Origin of the sequence: Sphingobacterium kyonggiense (assembly GCF_039536825.1) — a bacterium.
GTDB lineage: Bacteria > Bacteroidota > Bacteroidia > Sphingobacteriales > Sphingobacteriaceae > Sphingobacterium > Sphingobacterium kyonggiense.
This window is the reverse complement of the sequence record NZ_BAAAZI010000015.1, coordinates 240,783-260,036: the sequence shown is the minus strand read 5'-3', so window position 1 is coordinate 260,036 and position 19,254 is coordinate 240,783. Positions and strand designations below refer to the sequence as shown.

The 19,254-nt window shown below is 40.7% G+C and carries 14 protein-coding genes; 4 read left to right on the top strand and 10 right to left on the bottom strand.

Going from position 1 to position 19,254, the window contains the following annotated elements:
• The first annotated feature begins 281 nt into the window (after positions 1–281).
• Positions 282–1,475: a DNA polymerase IV gene (gene dinB / locus ABD676_RS17795; RefSeq protein ID WP_344676024.1), complete on the top strand. Its 1,194-nt coding sequence runs from the start codon at positions 282–284 to the stop codon at positions 1,473–1,475.
• On the opposite strand, the gene ABD676_RS17790 is transcribed toward dinB, so the two are convergent.
• From ABD676_RS17790 to ABD676_RS17780, 3 genes are read right to left on the bottom strand one after another with little or no spacing between them, the layout of a single operon-like run.
• On the bottom strand, positions 1,447–2,703 hold the full coding sequence (locus ABD676_RS17790) for a glycosyltransferase family 4 protein (RefSeq protein ID WP_344676023.1): 1,257 nt from the start codon (positions 2,701–2,703) through the stop codon (positions 1,447–1,449). The genes dinB and ABD676_RS17790 overlap by 29 nt on opposite strands.
• A complete protein-coding gene (locus tag ABD676_RS17785; protein WP_344676022.1) occupies positions 2,660–3,685 on the bottom strand; it encodes a lysylphosphatidylglycerol synthase transmembrane domain-containing protein in 1,026 nt (341 codons plus the stop codon). Before ABD676_RS17785 ends, ABD676_RS17790 begins: the two co-directional genes overlap by 44 nt.
• Complete coding sequence (locus ABD676_RS17780) at positions 3,682–4,857, bottom strand: glycosyltransferase family 4 protein (RefSeq protein ID WP_344676021.1); 1,176 nt, start codon at positions 4,855–4,857, stop codon at positions 3,682–3,684. Before ABD676_RS17780 ends, ABD676_RS17785 begins: the two co-directional genes overlap by 4 nt.
• Positions 4,858–5,062: 205 nt before the next feature.
• On the opposite strand from ABD676_RS17780, the gene ABD676_RS17775 reads away from it, so the two are divergent.
• On the top strand, positions 5,063–6,031 hold the full coding sequence (locus ABD676_RS17775) for an endonuclease/exonuclease/phosphatase family protein (RefSeq protein WP_344676020.1): 969 nt from the start codon (positions 5,063–5,065) through the stop codon (positions 6,029–6,031).
• A 22-nt stretch (positions 6,032–6,053) separates the two neighbouring features.
• On the opposite strand, the gene ABD676_RS17770 is transcribed toward ABD676_RS17775, so the two are convergent.
• From ABD676_RS17770 to ABD676_RS17750, 5 genes are all read right to left on the bottom strand, one after another.
• The gene (locus ABD676_RS17770) at positions 6,054–8,981 is read right to left on the bottom strand and encodes a DNA polymerase III subunit alpha (protein WP_344676019.1); all 2,928 of its coding nucleotides are present in this window, start codon (positions 8,979–8,981) and stop codon (positions 6,054–6,056) included.
• Positions 8,982–9,181: 200 nt separating this feature from the next.
• The gene (locus tag ABD676_RS17765; protein ID WP_344676017.1) at positions 9,182–10,129 is read right to left on the bottom strand and encodes an endonuclease/exonuclease/phosphatase family protein; all 948 of its coding nucleotides are present in this window, start codon (positions 10,127–10,129) and stop codon (positions 9,182–9,184) included.
• Positions 10,130–10,311: 182 nt separating this feature from the next.
• Positions 10,312–11,598, bottom strand: coding sequence for an AI-2E family transporter (locus tag ABD676_RS17760; RefSeq protein ID WP_344676016.1), 1,287 nt, complete (start codon positions 11,596–11,598; stop codon positions 10,312–10,314).
• A gap of 6 nt (positions 11,599–11,604) precedes the next feature.
• Positions 11,605–12,813: an MFS transporter gene (locus tag ABD676_RS17755; protein WP_344676015.1), complete on the bottom strand. Its 1,209-nt coding sequence runs from the start codon at positions 12,811–12,813 to the stop codon at positions 11,605–11,607.
• Positions 12,806–13,567: a TrmH family RNA methyltransferase gene (locus ABD676_RS17750; protein ID WP_344676014.1), complete on the bottom strand. Its 762-nt coding sequence runs from the start codon at positions 13,565–13,567 to the stop codon at positions 12,806–12,808. Before ABD676_RS17750 ends, ABD676_RS17755 begins: the two co-directional genes overlap by 8 nt.
• 52 nt (positions 13,568–13,619) lie before the next feature.
• On the opposite strand from ABD676_RS17750, the gene tamL reads away from it, so the two are divergent.
• Positions 13,620–15,923, top strand: coding sequence for a translocation and assembly module lipoprotein TamL (gene tamL, locus ABD676_RS17745; RefSeq protein WP_344676013.1), 2,304 nt, complete (start codon positions 13,620–13,622; stop codon positions 15,921–15,923).
• A gap of 3 nt (positions 15,924–15,926) precedes the next feature.
• On the opposite strand, the gene ABD676_RS17740 is transcribed toward tamL, so the two are convergent.
• Positions 15,927–16,469 carry a hypothetical protein gene (locus tag ABD676_RS17740; RefSeq protein ID WP_344676012.1) on the bottom strand — a complete coding sequence of 181 codons (543 nt, stop codon included), beginning with the start codon at positions 16,467–16,469 and terminating at the stop codon, positions 15,927–15,929.
• A 118-nt stretch (positions 16,470–16,587) separates the two neighbouring features.
• Here ABD676_RS17740 and serS point away from each other — a divergent pair, with 118 nt between their 5' ends.
• Positions 16,588–17,859 carry a serine--tRNA ligase gene (serS, locus tag ABD676_RS17735; protein ID WP_344676011.1) on the top strand — a complete coding sequence of 424 codons (1,272 nt, stop codon included), beginning with the start codon at positions 16,588–16,590 and terminating at the stop codon, positions 17,857–17,859.
• A 425-nt stretch (positions 17,860–18,284) separates the two neighbouring features.
• Here the strand turns inward: serS and ABD676_RS17730 are convergent, their stop codons facing one another.
• The gene (locus tag ABD676_RS17730; RefSeq protein ID WP_344676010.1) at positions 18,285–18,779 is read right to left on the bottom strand and encodes a hypothetical protein; all 495 of its coding nucleotides are present in this window, start codon (positions 18,777–18,779) and stop codon (positions 18,285–18,287) included.
• Positions 18,780–19,254 lie beyond the last annotated feature (475 nt).

Below are 19,254 nucleotides of genomic sequence, written 5' to 3'. Positions count from 1 at the left end.
TTGTTGGCCTGGCAGGTTGTTAAACTGCAAACCTTGTAAAAATACAAAATTCCTTTAACTCTTGGAGAGTTGTCCTAGCCATGTGGAGACTTACTTCTTATATTTTTATTCTATAGGAATTATTGCATGGAATTTATGTTTTGATTCTCAGTAAATAGTGCATGAATTTCTTCTCCTATCAATCCATTATGGTTCTTTCATCAGCCAAAGAATATTTATTCACACCTGTATTATTTACTAATATTTTTAGTATTTTTGAGTGAATAATAATCGGTTTTTCTATGGAATTATTTGATAATAAGCGTTTTGTTGCTCATTTGGATTTGGATACTTTTTTTGTAAGTGTCGAGCGTTTGAAGAACAGCCAATTTATTGGGAAGCCTTTAATTGTCGGTGGGTTGAGCGATCGGGCGGTAGTGGCAGCTTGCAGTTATGAGACGCGTAAGTTTGGGGTGCATTCGGCTATGCCGATGAAATTGGCCTTGCGCCTATGTCCACATGCTATTGTGCTGCGTGGTGATATGGACAGCTACAGTTATTATTCGCGGGTGGTGACCGATGTGGTGCGAGATACTGTGCCAGTGATGGAGAAGGCGAGTGTGGATGAGTTCTATGTGGATTTGACAGGTGTCGATCGTTTCTTTGGTTGCAGTCAGTTTATGTCCGAGCTAAAAGAAAAGATTAAGAAGGAGAGTGGTCTGCCCATTAGTTATGCTTTAGCTTCCAATAAACTGGTGAGTAAGGTGGCGACAGATGATGCGAAACCCGATGGTAAAAAGGAGATTCTACATGGTTTGGAGAAAGATTACTTAGCTCCCTTAAAGATTGAGCGTATGCCCGGAATTGGGCAAAAAACGGGAACTCTCTTGCAGCAGATGGGCGTGCGAACGATTAAGATATTAAGTGAGATTCCTGTCCCTATGATGCAGAATCTCTTAGGGAAGAATGGTATTGATCTTTCCAGGAAAGCCAATGGTATTGACCCTTCGCCTATTGTGCCCTATTCGGAGCAGAAGAGTATCGGTACGGAAGAGACTTTTCAGCAGGACACGATTGATATGGTGTTTCTGAACAGCGAATTGATCCGTATGACGGAGCGTTTGACCTTTCAATTACGTAAGCAGGAGCGCTTGACCGGCTGTGTGACTGTGAAACTACGCTATGCTAATTTTGATACGGTGAGTAAGCAGATGGTTATTCCCTATACGGCTTCTGATGCGGTATTGCTGAAGAAGGCCAAGGAGTTGTTCACTAAGCTCTATGACCGACGTATGTTAGTACGCCTGATCGGCGTGCGGTTTAGTCACCTGGTTCAAGGATCACAGCAGATTAATCTCTTTGAAGATACCGAAGAGGCTGTACGACTTTATCAGGCTATGGACGCCATGCGTGCGCGATTTGGCGATGAAGCTATTAAACGTGCCATATCTGCACCGGTGATTGATCCTAAAAAGCGGAGTCCTTACCGCGTGTAAGCTCGGCTAATAATGCATCCGAAGAGGCCGTATGTGGACCCTCATCCTGTACTAAGGAATGAAATACCTCAAAATATGCCGTGGACATCTTTTCCCAACTGTAGAGCTTCTTGGAGGCCTCTTGAAATTTCTTAGCCATGATTTGATACGGCAATTCTTTCTGCAATACATCCGTAAGTTGTTGTTTCCAGAATGAAACATCTTTTGATGGTAATAATAGGCCATTCTGTTGATGGCGGATGGCATCCGTTATCCCTTCAATCCCCGAAGCTAAAACTAAACTACCCAAAAGGGAGGCTTCTAAACAAACTAAACCAAATCCTTCCATATCTCCAGGTACCTCAATATTGGGCATTAGGAAAGCCGAAGAGTTTGCCAAGAGTAGCTTAAGATCAGAAAAAGGAACTTTTCCTAGATGCTGCACCTTATTAGCGATATCTGGACGTTTTAATAATTTCCGAATAGCCGCTTCATCACTTGGGTAACCAAGAAAAAGATTCAGTAGATGCCGAAATTTCTTAGGTAATAAGCTCATGCAACGTTCAGCAAAACTGGCCTTTGGGTTAAAAGGACCAATCATATATAGCTTAAAATCATTGGGCATAAGTGGTACGACTTCCTGAAGTAACCAAGAAAAACCTTTGCGCTTTACAGGGCGACCTAAGGTCAACATATAAGGCTGATCGGGTGATATTTCCGGATAGCGTTTGTGTAATTCTTCCCGATTAGGAAGAGCAGACTGTGCTAAATCTAAATCTACTCCGTTTTGAATTACGCGAATTAAATCCGGATAAATCCCGCGATCAATGGCAGCCTTGGCTGTGGCATGACTCACGGTAATAATCTTATCGTAAAATTGATTAAAACGAGGCAAGATTTTCTTTTGAAAGTATGCCCAAGGAAAGACCACATCCAAGCCATGTAGCGTAACTACCTTACGATAGTTCGAATAACCTTTGTGAAATAAAGCCAAGGAAGCAATGAGTCCATCATTGAAATGAATCAACTTGATATTGGGGTTCTCTTTTAAAATCTTTAAAATCCTATGGTTTAAGTGAAAGAAAAAGGACAAGATAGAGCCTGATCCTTTACGGTAGACCAATTTATGAACCTTGGTAAAATGACTGACGCCATGTATTAATTCATAACTCTGTTTTTCCATTCCACCAGTAGCCGGTGGATACTTATGACTTACGAATAAGACTTCCCATTTCGTGGCTTGAGACATAATCAGATTTTTTAATGAATAGATAGAGTATAAATCCTATGGCAATCCAACAGAGCTGACGTGCTCTGCGGAGTATGGATACAGTGATCCATAAGGAAGCTGTGGAGATTCCTATGGCAGCAAGCATCATCTTGTTTCCCAATTCCTCAACCCCCAATTGTCCCGGAATAAAGGCTCCTAAGCTCTTGAATACAATGACGCTCATGTCCAATAGTAAACCGTGCATCGGACGGACATCATAGCCTAGGAAGCGTAATATCAAATAGAATTCCAAGCTTCCTACCACCCAATGTAAGGCAGCTAAAAGATAAGAATACCAAAACATACGTGGGTGATTCTGGTAAAATGTCCTGATATCCCACAGTAAATCTTGGATACGTAAGGAAAGGCGTCTCCAAAAAGACTGTCCTTCAGTTGGCTTAGCAGGCTTCGCCTGCTTTGTTTTACGGCCTAACCAAAAGAATAAGGTGCTTTTTGCTAAAGCAAGTACCGCGACGAGTCCATAAAACAAGGTGCCAAATTTATCGATGATAAATTGCCCTGATGGACTTGACAATAACCAGATACAAGCAATTAGAAATAATAGGATTTGTGATAATACAGCTGTTATCCGCGATGTGACAACCGAATTGGCGGCATTGCTTGTGCCAATACCATAGGGTTTCAGGAGCTCCACTTTTAACATATCGCCACCAACAATGCTCGTTGGGTTGTATTGCCCTACGGTTTCTCCGACTTGTCGGAGCGAGAATAATCGGAATACCGATATTTTATCTCGATCAGAACCCAAGCATACATGCCAAGACCATGTCCCGATGAGATAAGCCAAATAGGTTATTCCCATCAAATAAAGAAAGCGGTAGCCGATGTTATGAAGCTCTTTCCATACGGCCTGGAAATCCGTATTCCAGAGGAATATCCCGATAAAGATCAGTATACTGAGGAATAGTAGTGTTTTAATTTGCTTTTTTTGGATTCTCATTGTGCTACCAAAGCGAGATCATAGATTGGTTCTTCTGCCAGTTCATAAACATCCTCAAAATAAGTATCCGCAAGGGCTGACCAATCCAGTTGTTTGATGTAATCCATTCCTGCAGCACGGATCTGCTCGTGTAGCTTGTCATCAGATAGTATCTTATGAAGAAAATACACGTATTCTTTGGCATTATTAGGCATACATTTGAATCCGGTATGTCCATGTTCCACTAAGCTTGCACTGCCACCACCATTGGCAATAACACATGGAAGCCCAGATGCCATAGCTTCAATAACCACATTGCCATAAGTCTCTGAGGTTGATGTGAACACAAATGCGTCCGCGGATGCATATAGTCGAGATAGCTCTGTATGATCTAGTTTGCCAAGAAAAATAGCTTTTGGCATAAGTTGCATCGCTTCTTCTTTGGCCGTTCCATCCCCGGCAACAATAAGGTTGTATTCCAACCCTTCAGCTTCCAATTGCTTATAGATCTCAATTAATGTCTGTATATTTTTCTCCCAAACCAACCTACTCGCAAATAGAATATTTTTGCGTTTATTTCCACTGATAGCTTGTATATAAGTTTCACATCGTTTTCTAGGGTTGAATAACTTAACATCAATTCCTCGTTGCCAAAGGGTTAATCGCTCGGACTGTATTCCGATATCTTCCAGTTCCTTGATGATATTATTGGCAGGTACATAGACCTTTTGGCAATTGTTATAGAACTTAAGCATAGCCTTGCGCATCCAATTCTCGGCAGGTTTAATCAAAGAAGTGAAATTGCGGAAGTAATACGCGATATAGGAGATGAAGTGTGTGTGGTAAATACTAATGACAGGGATGCCCTTGCGCTTTGCATATTTAAGAGCATAGAATCCCAATAGGGAAGGTGTGGCAATATGGATCACATCGGGTTGAAATTCCTGTAGAATCTCTTCCAGTTTTCCTTTAGCCAATTGAGGGACCGCAAAACTGTAATCGTCATTTATTGGGATCTTAAATGTTGGAACTTGATAAGATTGGCATCCCGCAATTTGACTTGGTCCTTTCCCGTAGATAAATAAATAAGAAAAAGAATTGGGATCTATACGATTGATTATCTGATACATCGTACGCGATGCACCATCGAAATCCTCAAAAAGAATTTCTGAAAAAAAAGCAACTTTCTTCATGGAGAAATAAAATTGTCTGTATCGATAAAAGTATCATCCATATGTTTACTTAATAAAAAGGGCGTGTTAATTAATTATGAAGATTTAGCCTTGTTTTTGCCTTTCTTAAAGATTAGTAAATACTTAGAAAACAATCATTTAATGAATTCTAAAAATTGAGGTTACATTGCTTATTTAGTTTTGTAATAGATCAGTATTTCATTGGATGCTAATACAATTACCTTATCCATCGAGACCTAAATCCAAACACATCGGTTTGGTTGGTCTTTTAGCCCTTTTTGTTTTATTAGGTTTTATGCTCAGCTTCAGTCGGGTGGAGGATTCGAATGGGAAGTCCAGTTTGCTTAGTCCAGTTATGGAGGAAGCCCAAAAAGGCGAACTTTCTCTTTTGACCTATAATGTCGCAGGCTTACCTCAATTGATTTCCAGTGCAGAAACTCCGCGAGCTTCTAGTATACGAGAGATTGGCCGACAGTTGAACCGATTTGATTTGGTCAATGTACAAGAGGATTTTAATTATAACCGACAATTGTATGCTGACAATGCTCATCCCTATCGTACAGAGACCATGGGAGGTGTTCCTTTTGGAGACGGCTTGAGTACCCTTTCAAAATATCCTATTTTAGAAACCGAACGTATTGCTTGGGAAGATTGCAGTGGAGCAGATTGTTTTACACCCAAAGGATTCAGCTATCAGCGTGTACAGCTGGCAAAGGATGTATTTATAGATGTGTATAATGTGCATGCCACGGCACAGGACAATGCTGAAGCGGTAGCTGCCAGAAGAAAGAATATCTTACAATTGACTAAATATATTCAGAAGAAGTCTGCTTCGCAGGCAATCTTGGTAATGGGTGATTTCAATGCACATTATGCTTTTTCCGAAGATAAGCTTCATGATTTTCAAGAGCAATTGGGCTTATCGGATAGCTGGGTGCTATTGCAAAATAAGGGACTTTTACCAAAGCATATTAAGGATTTTAAAGCCTTACATGCTTTAGAGGTTACCGAGCATTGTGAAAGCATTGATAAAATCTTTTTCCGAAATAGCAGTCGTCTGCAATTTCAGCCAAGTGAGTATAAGATTGAACGCGATCTGTTTTCTACTCCTGAGGGGACACCTCTATCTGATCATTGTGCGGTGTCCATGAAAATGGCTTGGGAACTGCAGTAGCAAATTGGGATTGGGTGTTAGGTTATAGCGTATAACCTAACTTCCGCATGCTTAAGACTTCTACACTATAGATTTCGAATTCTTCCATTACCCGTCCATGTAGCTCATAAAAACCACTACCTAGGAATGGATATTGCCGTAATACCGGCGGGAAATGCACGGTATCCAACCAATTGCCATCCACATCCAAGAATGTTCCAAAGCACATACGATCTCCGTTGATGGTTCGGGTTTCCTTGATAGTCACCAGGCGACCAATAATCTTAATCTGTTGCCCCAAGTAATTGGGTAGTTTATCAGCGCGGATAGTACCTTGTAATTGTCGGTTGTCCAGTAATTCAAAGAAATCCCCAACAACAAAGCCCAGCAGGTCCAATTCATCTTTCAGATCTTCCATTCGGTCCAGCTCAAAGGCTGGTAAGCTGAATTGTACCTCCTCTGTTTCAAAAAGATTGACCGTAACAGCTTTCTCTACTCGTTTATTGCGGAAGTTCGCCTCCCAGAGCAAGGTTTTCTTATCCAATCCGGTAAAGCGTAAAGCCCCAATACGAATCAGGATGTTGAGCTGCTCAGGAGCAGGTTGCAGACGTTGTAGTACATCATGAAGACTGAGGTATGGACCATTCCGCAGGCGCTCTTCCACAATCTGTAATCCAAATTCCTGTTCCAATCCCTGTAAGTGGATAAATCCCACATAGACCTGTTTGCCCTGTATATTGCTGAGGTAATCGCTGTGATTGAGGCAGGGGAGTTCGACAATTCCTCCATTCCGACGTAGCTCATGGAAATAAAATTCGGTGCGGTAAAAACCTCCGAAATTATTAATCACCGCCACATAAAACTCCCGCGGATAGTAGGTCTTCAGAAATAAGCTTTGATAACTTTCCACGGCAAAAGAAGCCGAGTGTCCTTTAGCAAAGGAATAGCCACCGAAGCTTTCCATCTGTCGCCACACTTCGGCGCTGACAGCGGGATCATGCCCCAATTCCTTACAATTAGCAAAGAACTTCTTTCGCATCAACTCGAACTTATTCTCCGAACGATACTTGCCACTCATGGCTCGGCGTAAAATATCAGCTTCCTCTAAAGAGATGCCTCCGAAATGGTGAGCCACTTTAATAACATCCTCCTGATACACCATCACACCGTAGGTTTCGGCTAGTAATTCCTGCATCTTGGGATGTAAGTATTCGATTTTATCCTTATCATGATACCGCTCGATATACTGTTTCATCATTCCCGATTGAGCGACCCCAGGGCGAATAATCGAACTTGCAGCAACTAAGGTCAAGTAATCCGAGCACTTTAGCTTGCCCAGTAATTGCCGCATGGCCGGACTTTCTATATAAAAACAACCAATTGTATCCGCCTTCTGTATCATATCTGCCAAGTTGGGATCATTAAAGAAACGCTCGACGTTATGGATATCGATATGCTTGCCCTGGTTCTGCTGCACCAATTCCAAAGCATCCTTAATGTGGCCTAATCCGCGTTGGCTCAGAATATCAAACTTAAATAAACCCACACGATCAGCCTCGAACATATCCATATGCAGGGTCAAAAAGCCCTTGGGTGGCATCTCCAATACGGCATACTGCGCTAGGGGCTTTTCACTGATCAACACCCCTCCGGCATGTACACTGATGTTGGTCGGGAAGTTGACCAGCAAGGCTCCATACTTCTGTATCCAACGTTGAATCTTATCCTCAGGACTCCATTCGCGTTTATGCGCAAGCTCATCGATCTCCTCTTTTGGTAATCCGAAGACCTTACCAAGCTCCCTTACAATAGCCCTTCGCTGAAAAGTGTTGTACATGCCCAGTAAGGAAACATGCTGTCGCCCATAGCGCATGAATAAATACTCAAATATGGCATCTCGATCCTTCCAACTGAAGTCAATATCAAAGTCGGGTGGAGAGCTACGATTTGGATTCAAAAAGCGCTCGAAATATAAGTCTAATTTAATGGGATCCACATCCGTAATCCGTAGGCAATAAGCAACCACCGAATTGGCTCCACTACCACGACCCACATGATAAAACTTCTGCTCATTGGCATAGCGCAGCATATCCCAAACAATCAGGAAATAAGAACAGAACCTCGATTTATAGATAATGGCCAATTCTTTTTCTACGCGTTCTAAAGCTGCCTTATTGTTGGCACCATAGCGTATTTTACAACCCTCGATTGCCAACTTCCTTAGCAGTTCCTGATCGCCTTCTTCTGAAGCCGTAAAGTGCTTTTTATTCTTATCCACATGAAATTCCATGCTGATTGAACAACTCTTGATAAGCTGCATAGTCTTGCTGATCACCGTAGGGAAGCGCGCAAAGGCAGCCACTAATTCCTCCTCCTCGATGAGCATCTCGTTCGGGCCTGCAATATCTTCGGGGCTAAGTTTTGATAGGAGGGTATTCTTAGCAATAGCACGCAGAATGCGGTGTACATGATAGTGCGTCTTATCCTGATAAGTCACAGGATGCAAGACCACCCAACAATCTCGATCGATGGCCTCTTGCCAACTCAGTTTACTGAGGTCATCCATGGACAGTCCAACGACCTCTTGAGGCTGAAGCTCTTCCAATGGCGGATGTCCTCCAAAACGATAGATAACCCATACATCTTCGATGTTGAAGTTAGGACGTGCAGGGAAATCTAACTTACGACGCTTATGAAAGGATAAAAAATTATGAATAGCCAGGATACCGTCGTTATTCTTGGCGATTAGTATATAACAAAATGTATTTTCATTGCGGACTTCCGTTCCTAATAATGGCTTTATTCCTGCCTCCTGACACTTCAATACAAAATCCCAACAATCGGCCGTACTGTTGATATTCGTCAAAGCCATGGATGTAATACCCATACGCTGTGCCCGCTCTATCAAATCCTTCGGCGCAAAAGTCCCATAATGGAAACTAAACCATGTTTTACAATTCAAATACATCATACAAGATTACGAAATCTAATACTTAAATACTAAAAATATTAGCAATATAAAATATATGTAGCTGTTAGTTAGCAGAATAAATAATTCAAAATTTATAGCTTGTGTATTTTTCGTAAAGGTCTTAATGACCAAGGGCTGAACTAAAGTCCAGCCCGATTGAAGGTGCAAAAAAGGAAAAAGTTTTATTCAGCGATGCTAAATTATACCGAAGGAACCTCAGCACCTGTCCATTCCCAATCTAATGTCAGGGATACGGCAAGGTGATCGGATAATGCTTGTCCTGTTGTATTCGTGAAATGTTCTATTTCCACCTCATAAGCCGAGGGGGTGAAGCGCAATTGTTTATTCCCACGGAAAAAGATTTTATCCAAACTTTCAGTTTCATTAGTGAGGCTCAGCATGTGCAAGGCAACAAACTTGGGCTTAATCTCTGGGAATACACCCTTTTGCAGAAACTGTACCCATCCATCAGAAAGACCGGTTGTCAATAGGAACTCGTGCAGATTATCCCGTTTATACGCATAATGCGCATTGAAGTCACCCATGACGATAATAGGTCGGTCTGCAGAATTCTCCAAGATATAATTAGCCAATTGACGTAGATTTTCCCGTCTTGCGCGTGCTGCACGGGCGACATCACTGGAATTGGCATGCACATTATAGATATCGATGATGACATGCTGATCAACTTGAATCTGTGCATACGTGAAGCCCTTTACTGTCCAACAATCAGGACCACTGCAATGGCGCCAAGGAATACGGCGATAGGAGACAATAGGATAATTAGACAGGGTATTTAAGCCATCTCCAATCGGAATCTTACCTTTATGATCGGTGCGATAGGGATGCTTGTTCAATGAGTAGAAGGCCGTATTGTAATTGAAGTCTTCTTGGACATTCACAATGTCATAACCTAAGACCTTTTCCCCAATCTCGGCAATACTTATCCGCCGAGGTAGCTTGGCTGCCGATATGCCCTGGGGTAGGCCAGCGATATTATAGGTTAATAATTTCAAGGATCCTCGACTATCATGTTCTTCGGGAACATCCTTGGGAAATAATTCTACTAAAATTAACTTACGTCTCAGTTTTTTGAAGATCAATAGGACCACTATGATCACAACTACAAGAATATAAACTACAACCATTAATAAACTATTATGCCAATAAAGATAAATCGTAATGATTACCTTAATCTTTATTCTATGTTAAGTTATCCTTATTTCCACCGTTGATTTTCTAAAATCTTTAATGAATAACATGAAATGGTAAGTATCTGTTTAGACTTGCCATAAAAAAAGACCTAATCCGAAGATTAAGTCTTGTTATTTTATTTTTTATCGGAGTCTTTTCCATTTTCATCTTCTGAATCTTTCAAGTTCTCATAGGGGTTCTCTTCTGATTCATTGACTTCTTTATAGGTGACCTCGGTCTTGGGTTCTTCATCGGGCTTGTCCATTGTTACATGCACATCCATCTCAATCTTCTTTTTATTCTTCGGTAGTCGGACGATTCCCCATTTCATGAGCAGTTCCTGTGTCGCATTGCGTTTTAGGTGCTCTTTTTCAGGTTCGCCAATTAAGAACCCGAATGCTTCCATACCCGGAGAGGCATCAAAGATAACTTTCAAGGTAGCAATCATTGGTAAGGCAAGGATTAAACCGGCTAATCCGAAGAGCATACCACCTATTAAGATACCGATGATCGCCATCAATGGGTTGATGCTCACTTTACTTCCCACGATATTAGGGGTAATGATATTTCCTTCGAGGAATTGTACGACCTGAAACCAAGCCACCACTCCCAGGGCATACCAGGCACTATCCTTGGTTGCCAAGGCAAATAATGCCGGTAGAATAGATCCAATGGCAATACCGATGTAAGGCAGTAACATAAGTAATGACGCCAAGGAACCAAAAAACCAAGCATAATCAATGCCCATCGCCATCAAACCTACCGTATTCAATACCGCTACAATACCCATTACGGTAATCAAACCAACCAGATAACTCTGTACCACTTCATAAATCTTATTCAAAACTTCATTTACCTTGTGCTGAGCGGAAGATTTAAAAGCCTTAAAGAAGAATTCCCGAAAGAAGTCACGGTAATACAACAAGAAAAAGCTAAATAGGGGAACTAAGATCGCGCTGGCTAGCATATTCCCGATTGACCCAAAGGTCGATCCTAACATACCTCCTGCATTCTCCAAGGATTTGTTTCCTTGCTCCCTTAACTTGTCCATAACCTCTGTTTTCTCAATGCCGAATTGGTCTTGCAACCATTTCTGCCCACGCTCCAATACAGATAATACTTTGTCGGTAATTGCCGTGGCATCTTTTCCGATAATGATACTCTCGTGAACAATAAACCAAATTAACCCTGATATTACTGCAATTGCAACAATAACCGCCAGAATCGAAGAGAATGCCCTGCCTAAATGTAGTCGTTCAAAGAATCGTGCTAATGGAAAAAGTGAAATAGAGATCAGGATGGAAAAAAGTAGGGGTAACAATACGCCTTGGCTCACAATCATAAATGCTATGATGAGTGCCATAGCGAGTAGGGTTGCCGCTAGCTCCATCGAGTAGGGTCTTTTGGTTTGCTTATTTTCCATATGGTCTTAAAACGTGTTTGATATTTTTTTGTTTTTCCGCTCCCAGAAAATTACATATAAAAATGCTAAAAATATGATGACTGCATTTCCATACATGATTCCAGGTATTCTGCTGATGTGATCGTGATAAATGTAGCCTGCAAATACTGCGCCAGCGCCTATCCCTGCTTCTAAGGCAATATACATGGTCGCCATCGCCTTTCCACGGTATTGTGGTAATGAAAGATCAATCGTCCAGGCGTTCACAGCAGGTGAGAAAATACCCGTTCCTATCCCATAGATACAGGCACCAACCACAAGGTGGAAAATACTGTCGCTATAACCGATGTAAAGGGCAGATAAGGTGACCACCAATAAGCCAACCTTCATCACAGAGATCCGACCATAGCGGTCAGCAACTTTACCAGACACCATCCTTATGCCAATGGAGGCTAAGGTATAGGCGGTAAAGAAAAGACCTTTGTTTTGTATGCCCAAATGCTCACTCCAGTCCGGAATCAAGGTCAAAATCACGCCATAAGCTGTATAAGAGAATAATGTTACTATAGCCGCAGGAATCACACGTACCTCAATGATATCTCGGCGGGAAATACGAAGCATGCGGTAGTGAAAACGTTCTTTGTTTGCCAAGGTTTCTTTCATATTCATCACGATGATGATGGATAGAAATGCAAAGGCAGAGGAGCTGTAAAACATGGTTTGCAAACCAAATAGCATGGCGATATAACTTCCTACAGCGGGACCTAATGCACCACCGATACTAAAGCATAAGCCATGCATCCCCAGTGCTTCTCCCCATCGGTTGGAAGGGATAATATCAGCAATATAAGCGGATGTGGCAGTAGGTTTAAAACCGGTAGAAAAACCGTGCACCAGTCGGAGCATAAAGAAGCCAGCTACGGTAGTCAGGATAGGGTAGAGGAATCCACAGAGTACACATACAGTAGAGCCTATGGCCATCACGGGTACACGACCCCATTTATCCGTTAGCCGACCACTAAAGGGTCTGGATATGCCGGCAGTAAGTGTGAATAAACCAATGATTAATCCTTTATGCTCAGCACCGCCCAAAGAACTCAGGTAATTGGGCAATTCTGGGATAATCATGTTAAAGCTTGCCGAGAAGAGTAATGAACTCAAGCATAGCAAGCCAAATTGTAAGGTATATAGCGGTCTCTGATCTTCTATGGTACTTCCCTGTTTCGTATTATCCATTTTCACGTGTCAATTTTTGTCGGCATATTTCCGAACAAAAGATGGTTGTCGCCACTGCTACATTTAAGGATTCAGCATGTCCAATCCGCGGAATGGTCACTCTTTTCTGAATCTTTGAAATTATCTCCTCGGAAATTCCATTTCCTTCATTTCCCATGATAATCAATCCTGCATCAGCAAAATCCGTTTCATAAATGGAGTCTCCATCCAATAGGGCACCAAAACTTGGTAGGTCACATTGATTGAAAAACTGAAGGAGATCCACATAATGGATTTTTATTCGCGAAAGGGAACCCATGGTTGCCTGTACCACTTTTGGATTGTAAGCATCAACGGTACCTATGGAACAAATGATATTTTCCATACCAAACCATTCCGCTGTACGGATAATGGTACCTAAATTCCCTGGATCCTGCACATCATCCAGCACTAAGCTATGCGTGTTTTGTAGGTCGGCGAGGTTTAAATCGTCCGATTTTGGAAGCTCTACCAGCGCTAATGCCCCTTGAGGGTTCTTTAAGCTGCTGATCTTTCCAAATTCTTGAACTGTTACTTCTTCGAGTTTTATATTTTGAGGTATTTTCCCCACTTTTGCAACGGCATCTGCTGTAGCCCAGATCTTTTGTGTCTTGTAAGAGGAGTTGATAAATTCTTTAACAGATTTGATCCCTTCTACCACAAATAATTGATGCTGGGAGCGAAATTTTTTATGCTGCAATGACGTAATTAAACTGATTTGTGCTTTTGACAACATAGGGCGAATGACTAAAGAAAGAAGTTTACTATTTTTTGCAAGTATAACGTTTTTGTTGCTATTTTTTGCAGCATGTAGGTCTGCAAAATACCTCGAAGATGATCAGGTATTGGTGACCGATATCGATATTAATGGGCTCAGTCCACAATTAAAAGAGAGTGCCGGCACTTATGTAGCCAATGAAATTCGCCCAAATTCTCCCCTTTATTTGAGTATTTATAACATCTTTAATACCCGTAATGGCCGATATAAAACCGATGGGATTAAAAATGTTGGTGAAGCCCCACATGTTTTAGACTCTGCATTAGTCGAACTTTCTTCCAATCAAATTCAACGATTCCTCCAAACGAAAGGATATTTTAATGCACTGGTAAAACCTCAGGTTGAAATTAAGAACAAAAAAGCTAGAATTGCTTTTCAGGCAAACCCAGGAGCACCATACCTCGTGAAAGAGATTAATAGAACGGTAGCCGATCCTAATGTAGATAGTATTTACCAAAAAGATGTTATTCCACATAGCACCTTGAAAAGTGGTAAGCAATACGATGCTGCCGATTTATTCTTTGAACGTGAGCAATTGTATAACCGTATGCGCGAACAAGGTTATTACGATTACCTGCGTCAATACATGCGTGTTGCGGTGGATACCATTGGGTTAAACTACCAGACCAATTTGGGTATTCAGGTATCCAATCCGGACAGTTCCGCTAGGCATCAAGTCTATACCATCGATAGTGTCTATTTTAAAATTGAGGCAGCAGAAGATGCCTTAAGAAAGAATAGTAAATCGAATTTTGATACCCTACGCCAGATTGTTTATACGGATGAAACGGGAAAGTTCAAACTATCACCTCTATCCCGCTATGCCTATTTGCGCAGAGGACAAAAGTATAGCAGTTTGAACGAAGAACTCTCCTATGACCGTCTGTATGAAATGAATGGTTTCCGTTCAGTGAAAATCAATTATAACAAGAAGGACTCGGCCAAACTGGACGTACAATATGTGTTGATTCCACGTGCAGCAATGAGTAATCAGATGGAAGGTGAATTTACCTTCAGCTCGGGAATGAGTGGTTTTAACGTTGGTAATACTTTTTCGCACCGTAATGTTTTTGGTGGTTCAGAAACTATTGAGGTTAAAATGCGCTATGGGGTATTGTTTGATTCCAGGTTACCAGGAAGTTTATCGGATAAAATCTTTAACAACGATTTTCAAATTGGGGTTAATTTATCCTTTCCACGCTTAATGACACCTTTTCGGGTACGTAGTGTCGGAAGATATGGTTTACCTAGAACGACATTCTCCTCCAGCTTACAGCTGTTTTTCCAAGACCAGACCTATGCCAATCGTTATTTTATCAATAGCTTAAACTACCTGTGGTACGAAGCGACGAATAAACAGCATAGTTTTACACCTGTGGTAATTGAGTATCGCGATGGTCGGTTAAATGACAACTTCATGCAAAACCTTATTGACCAAGGATATGAGTTGTATGTACGAAGCAATAACCGACGCTATTTTGGCTTAGGCTCTCAATACGCCTTTACCTATAATGCACCAAAATTAACGAGCAAAGAATCTTTTCATTATTTCCGTGGGGCAGCAGATATCAGTGGAAACCTGTTGGGTTTACTAGGAAATGCCTTGAACCTGAAGGTAAATGATAAGGGGGAGAAAATGTTATTTGGAGTCCCTTATTTGCAATATGTAAAGGGCGAGGTTGATTATCGACTTTATAAATATCTAGGAGGCAATAAGCAATTTGTCTTTCGCTTTAACTCGGGTGTTATTGTCCCTTATGGCAATAATTCTACTTTAATCATCTTCGAGAAGAGCTTCTTCTCAGGAGGTATGAATGGCATCCGTGCCTGGCAGGCTAGAACCTTGGGTCCTGGAGGCTATAACCGCTCTACAAAGCCAGAGAATATCCGCCTTAACCTTCGCAACCTGGATCAATTAGGAGAGGTGAAGATAGAAACGAATGCCGAATATAGGTTCCGTATGCTAAATAATTTCTTTGGTGCCAAACTGAATGGGGCGACTTTTATCGATGCAGGGAATATTTGGCGATTGCGGAAAGATGACTTCAATATTGATGGGGAATTCAATGGAAACCGCTTCTTATCACAGATTGCCATCGGTACAGGATTTGGCCTACGTGTGGATATGGATTATTTTACAATCCGCCTGGATGCAGGTCTAAAAGTGAAAGATCCACAATTCCGTGGTTCCAATCAATGGGTGATTCAGCACTTATTCAATGCCAAAGACTTTAAAAATCAATATGCATTGACCAATTCTCCTGATCGCTACAATTTTATTCAGTACAATTTTGGAGTAGGGATGCCTTTCTAATCCTTAAATCAAGTTCTTAATCCCTAAGATGCTGCTTTCGATCAATTCTCGAACGTCTAATCCTTTGCTGTAATTCAGGTAGAAGTAAATGATCGCCAAAATCAATAAAGTAATGAGGAATCTTTTGAATTTATAGGCTATGTACAGGATCAAAAGTGGAATAATCAAGAGGAGCATTCCGGAGATTTTATAAGGTGTGATACCTTTTTCCGTTACGCGCAGGAAAAATAATTTTCCAATATCTTTCTGTCCTGATTTATGTTTAAAATAAACGAAGGTAGAGGAGGCAATGGGGTTGGATGTAACAGCCACACCATCGGAAAACTTCAAATCCTGTTCAAAACCATTGATGGTAAAACGGTAATTTCCTTGGATGGTATTGTTTGTTTTTTCGAGTGAGTCTGTTGCAATGATTGCGAGTTTGCCATTCTGGGAAAGGTTTTCTTTGACCATAAAATCCGATATCGCCACCTGTTGAGCGGTAGATGCTAAGGGAAGTAAACCAATCAAGGCAAGTAATAAGCCGATTATCCAGCTGTTTTTCATCTTGCAATGATACAAAATAGATGGGATTCTAAAAATGCTCTTCTGCCAATTCTCTTTTTATTAATTCCCAATGTCTTCTTATCTTTGCTCACATTAAAAAAATTAAAAGCAAAATTTTATGTTGCAATTAAATTACATCCGTGAAAACAGGAATGAAGTAGTTGAAAGGCTTGCCGTAAAGAATTTCAACGATGTAGAATTGGTAGATCAGATCATTGCCCTAGACGAGCAACGTCGTAAGGTGCAAAACGAATCCGACTCCATTGCAGCTGAAGCAAACTCATCGGCAAAGCAAATTGGAGACCTGATGCGTCAAGGTAAAAAAGAAGAAGCCGAAGCCATCAAATCCAAGTCCGCAACATATAAAGAGCAAATCAAACAATTACAAGATACGCTAGAGCAGGTAGAAAAGGATTTAAACCAAAAGTTGTTATCCCTGCCTAACTTGCCTTATAAGTTGGTGCCAAAGGGATTAACCCCAGAGGAGAATGAAGTGGTATTAACCAACGGAGATGTTCCTTCTCTAGCTGCTGATGCTTTGCCACATTGGGAACTTGCTGCAAAATATGATATTATCGACTTCGAGCTAGGTACTAAGGTTACTGGTGCTGGATTTCCAGTGTATAAAGGAAAGGGTGCTCGTTTGCAACGTGGTCTGATCAATTTCTTTTTGGACGAAGCTGCAAAAATGGGATACCGTGAGGTACAAGTGCCTATCGTGGTAAATGAAGCTTCTGCTTATGCTACAGGGCAATTACCCGATAAGGAAGGGCAGATGTACCATGTTACGAACGACGATCTTTATTTAATTCCTACAGCTGAGGTGCCAATTACGAATATCTACCGTGATGTCATTGTGAAAAGCGAAGATTTTCCAATCAAACATTGTGGATATACGCCATGTTTCCGCCGTGAAGCTGGTTCTTATGGAGCACATGTTCGTGGCTTAAATCGTTTACACCAGTTTGATAAGGTTGAATTGGTACAAATCGTTCATCCTAATCATTCTTATGATACATTGGAGGAAATGAGTGCCTATGTACAATCCCTATTGCAAAAGCTAGGATTACCGTACCGTGTATTACGTCTTTGTGGTGGTGATATGAGCTTTACTTCTGCTATGACTTACGATATGGAAACATATTCTGCAGCACAACAGCGCTGGTTAGAAGTGTCTTCAGTATCTAATTTTGAAACTTATCAAGCAAACCGCTTAAAAGTACGTTTCAAAAATGAAGATGGTAAAACTACTTTGGCGCATACATTAAATGGTTCTGCCTTGGCATTACCACGTATCGTAGCTACTTTATTGGAAAATAATCAAACTGAAAAAGGAATTAAAATTCCTGAGGTATTAGTTCCTTACGTAGGTTTCGAATATATCGACTAAAGATAGCCTTATTAAGCTTCTTATAATACACAACAGCGAATAAACTTGATTAGCAAGTTTATTCGCTGTTGTTGTTTAAAACGTTATTTCTTTTCGTTTATCGGCTCAATTAAAATTTGCGATAAAATAAAATGCGCCAATTAAGAATAAAACAAACCCTATAAATAGCAATCGATTCTCAACCTTAGTGTCTAGGTTATTATTTTTCCGAATTAAGCTTTTTATGAACCAAGCCAATTCAAACAACATGAGATACCCTAAAGTTGTGACCCAAAAATAGAAAAACCCATAACCATAGCTAATATCATCATCGTATTGAAACCAACTGGTGATTAAAATAATGGGTAGAATTAAAAAGATCAACCCGATAGTCCAACGCTTAGCGATAGTGGATGACATATATGATTTAATTTTATTTTCTGATCTTACATAGGACCATTTGGAGCCATTATTTCCTGTTTCTCTGCTATCAGGGTTTTATGCTGATGATCCAACTTAAAGGATAAAAATCCTGATTCTAATAATTGCTGGATGGCGCTAAAGCATTTCAATCTATTTTTCGTGTCATCAAAAACAATCTGCTGATTACCAAGAGAAACAAGTTCCACCTCAACTACTTGCGTTTTCGCATCCGGATCTGGTTTCTTTTTAATATTCAGATTAACAATATCGTGCTTACCGGTCCATTTTCCCTTACAATCCTTTTCGTTTAATACGAGCAGAAATTTTCCATCTTTAGTGAAACTAATGTAGCTCGGAAGTTTGTCTTCTTTATAAAAGAAAATACGGTCATCGCTCAATACCGAAAGGTCAATGTACCATTTGTTTGCCGTTAAAATACTGTCTGTTTGTGGCTTGGCATAACGCTCTCGTTTAACCTCTTCCAATTTTTGGGCATAACTGAAACTTATAAAACCCATAACGAATACAGCTGTCAGAAGAATACATCTCCTGATTAAGCTTGTTTTTACGGTTGCTTTCAAATCTTTTACTTTTATTGATAGTTAGTAACGTGAATATAAATATTATTAACCAAAATTAGTGATGTTAGGTTAAATTTTTAATGAAGTGTAGTAGGGATCAGTTATCGTTGCAGATGGTCTGTAATTAGGAAAAGTTGAGGATGAGTTTTGATTAGGAATGCTTTGATCCTCATAAGGATTTTCTAGGGATATAGTACGGATCTTATTCGGATCTCGTTCGCTTCTAACCGAACGAGATCCGAAGGAGTTCCGAACAAGTTCCGAAGGAGATCCGAAGAAGTGGCGAAGGAAACCCCTTTGTCTTATAGTATTTAGTATGGAGTAGTTAGTAGTTAGACCTATGGCGTGTTAAGTCTTTAAGAGTTAAGGTTCTGAATGTATATCCGATGTGAATTTAGACCTAATAGCGGGA